We start from the raw sequence: 8632 nt of genomic DNA on the forward strand, positions 1-8632 counted from the left end.
CCATATTAAGCTAACGTTAGTATTACTTGTCTTGTTCTCGCTCACTGTTTAAAAACTCAAAGCCTCTTTTCCAAAATATAAATTGCTCCTCATCGGGCAGTAGCCTGATCTCTTTAAGCATATTGTTAAAGGCTGAATCTATCATAAGCCTGTCTGATAATTTGAGGTAGCGATACACCACAGGCCTTAAAACGACCGAAAAATCTCCGTTGAGATCTGAGTATCGCTTCTCCTCCAGCGCGTGGGTATTTAATACCAGTTCGCGCATGCTAAGTGCGGCGAGCAATGAATTTTTGTCACTAAAAGACTGATATTGAGCTGCGCGAGAGTAACCTGCTCTCTTGTGAACATCAGACATATTTAGCGCAATCATGCCTTTTTCCTGTATAAGCTCGGCGGCAGCATTAAGCAGTGCGGTTTCTTTAACGGTGAGCATGATATGTCCTAATATTTTTTAGTTATTAAAAATGGATATGGAGCGAAAGTCAACCACATTGTGTATACAGCTGTTCAATCTGTAATCTAATCATGGTAATGACAGTGTTTGGTTGATAAAAACGCCAATCGCCTGATGCTGTTTTTCGAGTATACTAGGCTTAACTTATTATGATGAGGGCAATAGAATGGCCGAAGAAACCATATTCAGTAAAATTATTCGACGTGAAATTCCAGCTGAGATCTTATTTCAAGATGAGCTAGTCACCGCGTTTAGAGATATCAGTGCTAAAGCGCCGACTCATATATTGATCATCCCCAATCATCTTATCCCGACAGTAAACGATATTAAGGCCTCTGATGAGAAAGCATTGGGAAGAATGATGTCTGTTGCGGCCAAATTGGCTCAGGAAGAGGGGGTAGCTGAAGGCGGCTATCGTCTTATCATGAACTGCAATGAAGATGCAGGCCAAGAGGTGTTTCATATTCATATGCATTTACTGGGAGGCCATGCTTTAGGTCCTATGTTGAGTCAAAAACGATGAATAAAACTGCCGATGTTTTCCCATTAACGGAAATGGCAAGTCGATTTGTTGCGCAACTTACTCAATGCCAAAGGCTAAAGCTAAAGGTGTTAGAGGGCAGTGCTAAACACGTTCTCATGGAACTGCCTTACGATAGTCAACTTGTTGGTTATCCAGACACCGGTGTCATTCATGGGGGCGTCATAACGACATTAATGGATACGGCCAGTGGCTGTGCGGTGGTATGTTCTATTTTTGATAAGTTTCAAGCTTTAGAACTCTCACCAACACTTGATTTGCGTGTTGATTATATGAAACCCGCTGAACCCTTTAAACCTGTTTATGGTTTTGCTCAGTGCTATAAGTTGTCATCAAGCGTAGCGTTTACTCGCGCTATTGCCTACCAAGATTCAATTGACGATCCCATCGCCCATGCGGTTGGCTCATTTATGCGAATTAGTCCGGAGATGGTGGGTGAAGAGTTTAGACAAGCATTGATGGGAGAGCCGCGCCATGACTAGCCCTAATCCTTTAGAGTGTGATGCTGAAAAGCTAGATGTAAAAAGTATTGTTCGAAAAGCAACGGAACTTAATGATTTTGGTCACTTACTAGAACATGTCCCTTACGCCAAATTTATTGGCATGGGTGTCGAACGTTTTGGTGACGAACTGGTGTTTAAATTACCAGCAAAAGATGACAATATCGGTAATCCAGTGCTGCCTGCGCTGCATGGTGGTGTCATCGCTGGCTTTATGGAAATGTCAGCCATTGTGCAGTTAATGGTGTTCATGCAGGCGACTAAAGTGCCAAAAATCGTTGATTTCTCAATTGATTACCTCAGAGCTGGCTACCATAAAGACAGCTTTGCAGAATGTAAGATAACCCGCCAAGGTCGACGAGTGGCAAATGTGAGCATTAATTGCTGGCAGACTAATCGTAAACACTTGATTGCCACGGCCAGAGCTCATTTCTTAATCGACTAATTTGGATTATCCTTGTAGTAACACTGAATGATTCTATTCTAGGGAACAAAATGAAAAAATTGATTTTAGGTTTATTTACGGCGCTTATTTTAGCGGCTTGTGCACCACACACCGCCGGCCTAATGACGGGGTCAAAAGGTGAAGTGCGTATCGATAACAATAGCTTTGCTAAAGAGGTCGAGGTTCAACGTGTAATGGCACGCCCTGAAGGTGGTTTTTTACAGGGCACGGGCACGATTATCAGTAAGGTATCGACTGACTTGCGCTTACAGTATAAATTTACTTGGTTTGATCCCAGCGGGATGACCATTGATGATGAAGGCGTCAGCTGGAAGTCAGTAAAATTGCATGGTAAGCAGCAACTGCAAGTCTCAGCCGTAGCGCCTAATGTAAATGCAACGCGTTTTGAGCTATACGTAAGAAAAGCGTTTTCAAATTAAGCCGTAGAGGGTGAGATCCAGTATTTGTTATTAAAACGTCAGCAATGTTGGCGTTTTTTTATGCATTACGTTAAGTCATACCAATCTCATTAAATATGTGGTCATTCAGCGGGAATTTAAATCACTTTAGGCAAGCAAGTGGGTTGTAGCTAATAGTTATTCTATATCGAAAACCACATGCGCTGTATAAAGTGATTTCCCTATGCCTTAAACATCAGCCGCACGTAGTGAGCTTCTCATGACTTTCACTTGCCTAAAAAGGGAAAGTCGATTTCTTCATCAATGTGCCTTAAAAAAAGCCTGAGCAGTTCTGAACTGATTAGATATTTAAAAGGATTGGTATAAATATTAAGAAGAGTGTCATCGTTTTGTAAAACTCATGTATAATCGGCCGCGCCAAGGGGTGTTAAAGTCTATAAACCGAAAGTTGGATATTTTAGACTTTAACTGAGATGTTGAAAAACAAACCCTTTGAACCTGATCCGGCTTATACCGGCGTAGGAATGGGCCACAATTCATTTCCCGATCGCTTCTTTATGTTGCCGGATCTCAAAATTATAATTTGAGGTCCTATGTTAAATCTAAAAGTTTATTCCCCTGTTGCGGTTGCCGTCATGGCAGCGCTAGTTTCATCGCCAACCTTTGCTAATACAGATTCTGAGACGCCTGTTGATGAGATGGAAGTCATGGTTGTGACGTCTGATTTTCGCGGTTCATCGTTAGAAAAGATACCGTCGAGTGTCACTGTCATTGATCAACAGCAAATTGAAGATCAAGGTGCGCAGCACTTTGAAGATATCTTAAACTCAATTGCAAACTTCAACTGGTCTGGCGGTAGCTCAAGACCTAAATACTTTCAAATTCGTGGTGTTGGCGAACAAGAGGAGTATCAGGGCGCACCTAACTCCTCTGTCGGTTTTATTGTTGATGATATTGATTTATCAGGTTTAGGCATGGCTTCCAGCATGTACGACCTACAACAAGTTGAAGTTTTGCGCGGACCACAAGGCACCCGCTACGGTGCTAATGCATTAGCCGGTCTTATCTATCTTAAGAGTAACGACCCAACCGATGTATTTGAACATGGCGCCGAGGTGTCCTTAGGTGATGATAACCTGCAGACCTTCAGTGGTTTTAGCTCTGGTCCACTTACCGACTCTGGAAACTTGCTTTACCGTGTGTCACTGCAGCAGCATCAACAAGATGGCTATCGAGATAATCTCTATCTTGGCGAGAGCGACACCAATAACCGTGACGAATTTACCGGTCGCGCAAAACTGCGTTGGTACGCTACTGAAGACTTAGAGATAGATCTGACCTTCTTATTTGCAGACTACGATAATGGTTATGATGCTTGGACATTAGATAATAACGGCTTCGATACGTTAACTGACGCCCCAGGTGTTGATAAGCAAACCACCAACGGTACCGCGCTGAAGTTTACCTACACTGGTGCTGAAAACGTTGAACTAACGTCCTTAACCTCGCTTGCAAATTCAAATACTCGTCATAATTACGACGGTGACTGGGCCAATCCTGACTATTGGGAAAGTCGAGATTGCGACGGCAGCCCATGTGAATATGAGTATAACTGGGACAAGAAAGGCGATAGGCAAACCATAACCCAAGAGTTTAGATTAGCTTCAACAGAATCTGGCCGTATCTTTGCAGGGAGTACAGATTGGCTTGTTGGCGTGTATGCGATGGATCTTCAAGAAGACAATGAGACCGTCGATACATATAACCAGCTTGCCGCTGAGTACGAAGCGCAAAACTATGCACTCTTTGGCCAATTGGACTCAGATCTAGGCGCTAACTATGCTTTATCGGTTGGTCTGCGTGTTGAGCGCCGCGATAGCGAATACAGCGATTCCGCTGGCGATGAGTTTGAGCCAAGTGAAACTATGTGGGGCGGCCATATTGCTTTAAGCAAAGCGCTTAGCGAAAACCATGAGTCGTATATCCGTGTCGCCAGAGGCTATAAAGCGGGTGGCTTTAATATGTCACTGCCAGTAGAGCTTGCCGATAAAAAAGAGTACGACACCGAAATTCTTTATAACTATGAAGTGGGCTTAAAGTCGGTTTGGTTTGATGGCCAAGCCAGCACTAATCTATCAGTGTTCTTTATGGACAGACAAGATCAACAAGTCGCTGCTTCACAACAATCAACAGTGCCTGGCGAAGAGGGTAACTTCATTCTGTTTACCGAAAATGCGGGCAGTTCTCAAAACTACGGTGCAGAGCTAGACGGCAACTGGTATGCCACTGACAATCTTAAGCTTTACACCAGTCTAGGTTGGTTAGAAACCGAATACGGTGATTACCAGTATGAAGATAAATATGGTGGGATTGTTGATCTTTCTGGTCGCGAACTCGCCCACTCACCGAACTTTACCTTTAGCGTCGGTGCCACTTATCGTAGCGATTCAGGCTGGTTTGCGAACGTGAACGCCAGCGGTAAGAGTGACTTCTATTACTCTGACAGTAATGAATCTAAATCTGATGCTTACCAGATTTTTAATGCCAAGATAGGTTACGAAGCTGATATGTGGTCTGCATACCTGTGGGGACGCAATCTGTTTGACGAACAATACGGCGTTCGAGGTTTCTATTTCGGCAATGAGCCTGATTTAGGCTGGGCAGATAAGCAATATGTACGTTATGGTGACCCACGCCAATTAGGACTTACTTTAAACGTTAAGTTTATGTAAATCATAGTTAAAAAAGACTTATTAATTTTAATATTGTTATCAGCAATAAATGCTTGAGGTCAGAAAATGAAGTTAACTGCAGAAATTAGTTGCTACCCACTACAAGACAACTATTTAGATCCCATTAGATGGTTTATCGGTCGAGTCGATAGTTATGACAATATCCAGAGGGTGACTAACGCCATGGCAACACAGGTGTGCGGTGAATATGCTGAGGTGATGGCAATGTTGGCAACCGAAATGGAAGCGGCGCACGAGAAGTGGGGCAAGGCGGTATTTGTTGTTAAATTTATCGGTGGTGAACTCGACTTAAGCCACAGTGAGTAACTGTCTATAGTCACTGTATATAGTTAAAGTCACTGCGGATATCTACCGCTGTAATGACAAGTAGCCGCGGAGTATTATCGATACTTTGTGGCTATTTGCTTTTAACTTCTGATGATTGTTAGCGTCAATAAAGAGATTGAGTTTCATGGCAGATTTTTGGTTAGCTTTAATGGATAGTATTACTTCAGCGTTTGGAGAGGCACAAGCCTTAACAGCCTGGGAAGCGGTAGCAGTATTGCTAGCGTTAGCCTATTTGATATTAGCGATGAAAGGGAGTGTGTGGTGCTGGCCCGCAGCATTAACCAGCACAGCGATCTATACGGTGTTGTTTTGGAACGTGTCGTTACTGATGGAGTCGGTGCTTAACGTTTACTATATGGCAATGGCCGTATATGGCTATTGGTTGTGGACCAAAGGTGGCAAAGCACATGATGGCGTTAACATTGTCTCATGGCGGCTATCGACTCACCTTAAGTTGATTGCTATCACCACATTATTGGCGTTAATTATTGGCCATTTTATGGCGACACAGACTCAAGCTTCATTTCCCTACTTGGACGCCGCAACGACCTGTTTTGCAGTGATGACGACCTTCTTAGTCGCTAAAAAAGTGTTGGAAAACTGGATCTATTGGTTTGTTATCGATGCTGTCTCGATCTACTTATATGTCAGTAAGGGCCTGATGTTAACTTCAGTGCTGTTTGTATTCTATGTGGTCATGGTGGTGTTTGGCTACGTTATGTGGCGCAATAAAATGCAAGCACAGCAGCCAAATGACAGCATAGCTGTCGCGGCAGGAGCGGTTTAAGTGAGTGACTCACTTAAACAACAATTAGCGGGCTATTTAACCCAGTCAGGCTTGAGTAGCGTGAGTGTTATTGCCCCGCTGACCCAAGGGCTAAGCAATCAAAACTACTATGTACGCGGCTTACATGGGAGTAAAGCTGAAGAGTCTGAATGGGTGCTCAGAGTTAACAGTTGGGCAAGTTCTCAGATCTGTGATCGAGATAGTGAGGTAGATGCTTGGCGCTCAGCAAGTGATGCCAGCCTCGCGCCAAGGATGGTTTATGTCAGTGCCGATAAGCAATTTTATTTAAGTGAATTTATCGCTCAAGAAAACGACCATAGTTGGAACGAGCTTATTAGTGCCAATGGCGCTCATCCAATGACCAACACCCAAGAGTGTTGGCCGGGGGCTGAGCAACAGCTACTGCAATTACTCAATGGCTTAAAACAGCTACCCACCCCTAAAAATGTCATTGGGGTGGAGAAACAGTGGCAGATCTATAACGCACGTTTAATCCAAATGCAGCAGAAGCTACTGAGTCAACCAAGCGATAGCCACCCAAGTATTGCGGCTTGGTTACAGCAGTTTGATAACCTTTTCGCCCAAACAGGCGCAATAGCGGTAATGCTCGACTCTCTCGATAAGTGCTTAGTCAATCTGCAGTTTAGCCATCGAGATCTAAACCCCTATAACATTTTAGTCGTACAAGATAAGCTCAACTGTATTGATTTTGAATACGCTTGTAGCTCCCATCCTTTGTGCGATCTCGCATCAGTCATTGCCAGCCATTCGTTGTCATCAAAACAACGGCACTGGTTGATAGCAAACTATATACGGCAGCAACGTAATTTGAACCGTCACGCAGTTCATGCCGTGCCTGCCGCCGTCGATCTCTATTGGGTTTTTGCCGTCTGTTGGGCGCTACAAATGGCGTTTGATAATATTGCGCTAACTGGCAACTCTGGCAACTCTGGCAGCTCTGGCAACAACAGCCAACAGCTTTCCTCTGGTGAGCAGGCAAGTAACTACCTCGATTGCGCTAGCCAGTACCAGCAGCTTATTGCCAGCTGTTCGTAACAAATAGTGCCAGCCATAGTTAATGCTGAGTTAATCAGCCGCGCTTTTAAACTCAGACATTCAAGCAAACTCCGCAATTTATTAGAACTTTTCGTCAATTATTTGTTGAAAGTAATTCAAGTACACGTTTGGTAGACGTCAATCGTTGATATTGGTTTTTAAACTGGTTATGTTATTGATTATAAATGGCTGGCTATTACTAATTTCAGGATTTCAGTAACTCGAATAAAGTTAAAGTTGGTAGAGATTTCATTGCTGTGCAAGTAGAATTGGAAATTGATCTTAATAAAATATGGTAAAGGGATTATTTTTATGATGAAGGTTTGGAAGTGTTCTCTTTATTTTTGGCTGTCGATGTTAATGGTGATGACTACTTTGCCATTTATGGTTGAACCATCTAATAGTGACATATATAAATTGGGAGGAGTGCTATTTTGGACGGGAACTGTTTGGTTTTCAATTATTCCGTTAGGTGCACTACTGTTTGAATGGACGGAAATGAGTTTTATGACAAAGTTAAAGTATCTTCTTTGTACGATAGCTATACCATTTATAGGTAGTGTGATTTTATATTTTCATAGGCAAAGGGATTTAAATAAACTAGCAATAAAAAATTAACTTATGAACCTTATGTCTAAATAAATAGTACCACCAATAGTTAATGGTAATGGTGCACTTGCATATTGAACGCGGCGGTCAACTGCTCGCTAAAAGCTGACATTAGGTTTAATGCCTGTAATGGCAACTTTGAACCTAAAGCAGTCATTTCAAGTTTTCACTTATTGTTGCCCTGTTGCTTTTTTGGTAAAAAGGGCATCCACGATTGGGCAGTCATCTATAGACTTGTTACTTGCTGTACATTGAGTAACCATTTCATTCAATGCCAATTGCAGGCGCTGTAAATCATTTATTTTGTCTTCTACTACTCTCGCTTGTTGCATTGCCATAGCCTTAACTTCACCACAATAGTGGTTAGGTTCATCAATAAGTTTAAGTAGTTCTTTGATTTGTTCAATTTTAAATCCTAGCTCTCGGCTACGCCTAATAAAGTTCAATCGCTTAACATCGGGTAAGGCATACACTCTATGTCCTCCCTCTGTTCTTGGCGGTTCTGGCATTAGTCCAATTTTTTCATAGTAATGAACAGTTTCTACTTTACATCCCGATTCATTAGCTAATTGCCCCACTGAATATTTTTTTAAAATCATATAAAAACCTTGAACCTATAGTAACTACAGGTTCTATACTAACATAAAGAAACTAGGGATCGAATATGACTAAAATTATCACTGACTCAGAACTAATATGTCCTGAATGTAAGCATAAAAAAGTACTTGAAATGCCAAC

11 protein-coding genes and 1 riboswitch are annotated in these 8632 nt (G+C 42.4%); of the genes, 9 read left to right on the forward strand and 2 right to left on the reverse strand.

Annotated features, from left to right (window positions below; genetic code table 11):
• Positions 1–22: 22 nt before the first annotated feature.
• The gene (locus L2755_RS06370) at positions 23–436 is read right to left on the reverse strand and encodes a helix-turn-helix domain-containing protein (protein WP_248979897.1); all 414 of its coding nucleotides are present in this window, start codon (positions 434–436) and stop codon (positions 23–25) included.
• A 187-nt stretch (positions 437–623) separates the two neighbouring features.
• On the opposite strand from L2755_RS06370, the gene hinT reads away from it, so the two are divergent.
• The 9 genes from hinT (at position 624) to L2755_RS06415 (ending at position 7903) form a co-directional block, all read left to right on the forward strand.
• Entirely contained in the window at positions 624–980 is a 357-nt protein-coding gene (hinT, locus tag L2755_RS06375; protein ID WP_248979898.1) for a purine nucleoside phosphoramidase, read from the forward strand.
• Positions 977–1480: a PaaI family thioesterase gene (locus L2755_RS06380; RefSeq protein WP_248979899.1), complete on the forward strand. Its 504-nt coding sequence runs from the start codon at positions 977–979 to the stop codon at positions 1478–1480. The genes hinT and L2755_RS06380 overlap by 4 nt, the downstream gene beginning before the upstream one ends.
• Positions 1473–1943, forward strand: a complete 471-nt coding sequence (locus L2755_RS06385) for a PaaI family thioesterase (protein WP_248979900.1) — start codon at positions 1473–1475, stop codon at positions 1941–1943. The genes L2755_RS06380 and L2755_RS06385 overlap by 8 nt, the downstream gene beginning before the upstream one ends.
• A 50-nt stretch (positions 1944–1993) precedes the next feature.
• The gene (locus L2755_RS06390; RefSeq protein ID WP_248979901.1) at positions 1994–2383 is read left to right on the forward strand and encodes a YcfL family putative periplasmic lipoprotein; all 390 of its coding nucleotides are present in this window, start codon (positions 1994–1996) and stop codon (positions 2381–2383) included.
• 389 nt (positions 2384–2772) lie between these two features.
• Positions 2773–2904, forward strand: a riboswitch (TPP riboswitch).
• Positions 2905–2955: 51 nt separating this feature from the next.
• The gene (locus L2755_RS06395; protein WP_248979902.1) at positions 2956–5094 is read left to right on the forward strand and encodes a TonB-dependent receptor; all 2139 of its coding nucleotides are present in this window, start codon (positions 2956–2958) and stop codon (positions 5092–5094) included.
• Between the two features lie 66 nt (positions 5095–5160).
• Positions 5161–5421 (forward strand): hypothetical protein, encoded by a 261-nt coding sequence (locus L2755_RS06400; protein ID WP_202289327.1) that lies wholly within the window; start codon positions 5161–5163, stop codon positions 5419–5421.
• Positions 5422–5566: 145 nt separating this feature from the next.
• A complete protein-coding gene (gene pnuC / locus L2755_RS06405; RefSeq protein ID WP_248979903.1) occupies positions 5567–6229 on the forward strand; it encodes a nicotinamide riboside transporter PnuC in 663 nt (220 codons plus the stop codon).
• Positions 6230–7285: a phosphotransferase gene (locus tag L2755_RS06410; protein ID WP_248979904.1), complete on the forward strand. Its 1056-nt coding sequence runs from the start codon at positions 6230–6232 to the stop codon at positions 7283–7285.
• A 312-nt stretch (positions 7286–7597) separates the two neighbouring features.
• Positions 7598–7903 carry a hypothetical protein gene (locus tag L2755_RS06415; RefSeq protein WP_248979905.1) on the forward strand — a complete coding sequence of 102 codons (306 nt, stop codon included), beginning with the start codon at positions 7598–7600 and terminating at the stop codon, positions 7901–7903.
• Between the two features lie 161 nt (positions 7904–8064).
• On the opposite strand, the gene L2755_RS06420 is transcribed toward L2755_RS06415, so the two are convergent.
• Positions 8065–8493 (reverse strand): MerR family transcriptional regulator, encoded by a 429-nt coding sequence (locus tag L2755_RS06420; RefSeq protein WP_248979906.1) that lies wholly within the window; start codon positions 8491–8493, stop codon positions 8065–8067.
• Positions 8494–8632: the final 139 nt, after the last annotated feature.

This window comes from Shewanella abyssi (assembly GCF_023284025.1).
Taxonomy (GTDB): Bacteria; Pseudomonadota; Gammaproteobacteria; order Enterobacterales; family Shewanellaceae; genus Shewanella; species Shewanella abyssi.

Coding starts and splice junctions, on each gene's coding strand:
- L2755_RS06370 (WP_248979897.1), bottom strand. CDS start 436: ATGCTCACCGTTAAAGAAACCGCACTGCTTAATGCTGCCGCCGAGCTT.
- hinT (WP_248979898.1), top strand. CDS start 624: ATGGCCGAAGAAACCATATTCAGTAAAATTATTCGACGTGAAATTCCA.
- L2755_RS06380 (WP_248979899.1), top strand. CDS start 977: ATGAATAAAACTGCCGATGTTTTCCCATTAACGGAAATGGCAAGTCGA.
- L2755_RS06385 (WP_248979900.1), top strand. CDS start 1,473: ATGACTAGCCCTAATCCTTTAGAGTGTGATGCTGAAAAGCTAGATGTA.
- L2755_RS06390 (WP_248979901.1), top strand. CDS start 1,994: ATGAAAAAATTGATTTTAGGTTTATTTACGGCGCTTATTTTAGCGGCT.
- L2755_RS06395 (WP_248979902.1), top strand. CDS start 2,956: ATGTTAAATCTAAAAGTTTATTCCCCTGTTGCGGTTGCCGTCATGGCA.
- L2755_RS06400 (WP_202289327.1), top strand. CDS start 5,161: ATGAAGTTAACTGCAGAAATTAGTTGCTACCCACTACAAGACAACTAT.
- pnuC (WP_248979903.1), top strand. CDS start 5,567: ATGGCAGATTTTTGGTTAGCTTTAATGGATAGTATTACTTCAGCGTTT.
- L2755_RS06415 (WP_248979905.1), top strand. CDS start 7,598: ATGATGAAGGTTTGGAAGTGTTCTCTTTATTTTTGGCTGTCGATGTTA.
- L2755_RS06420 (WP_248979906.1), bottom strand. CDS start 8,493: ATGATTTTAAAAAAATATTCAGTGGGGCAATTAGCTAATGAATCGGGA.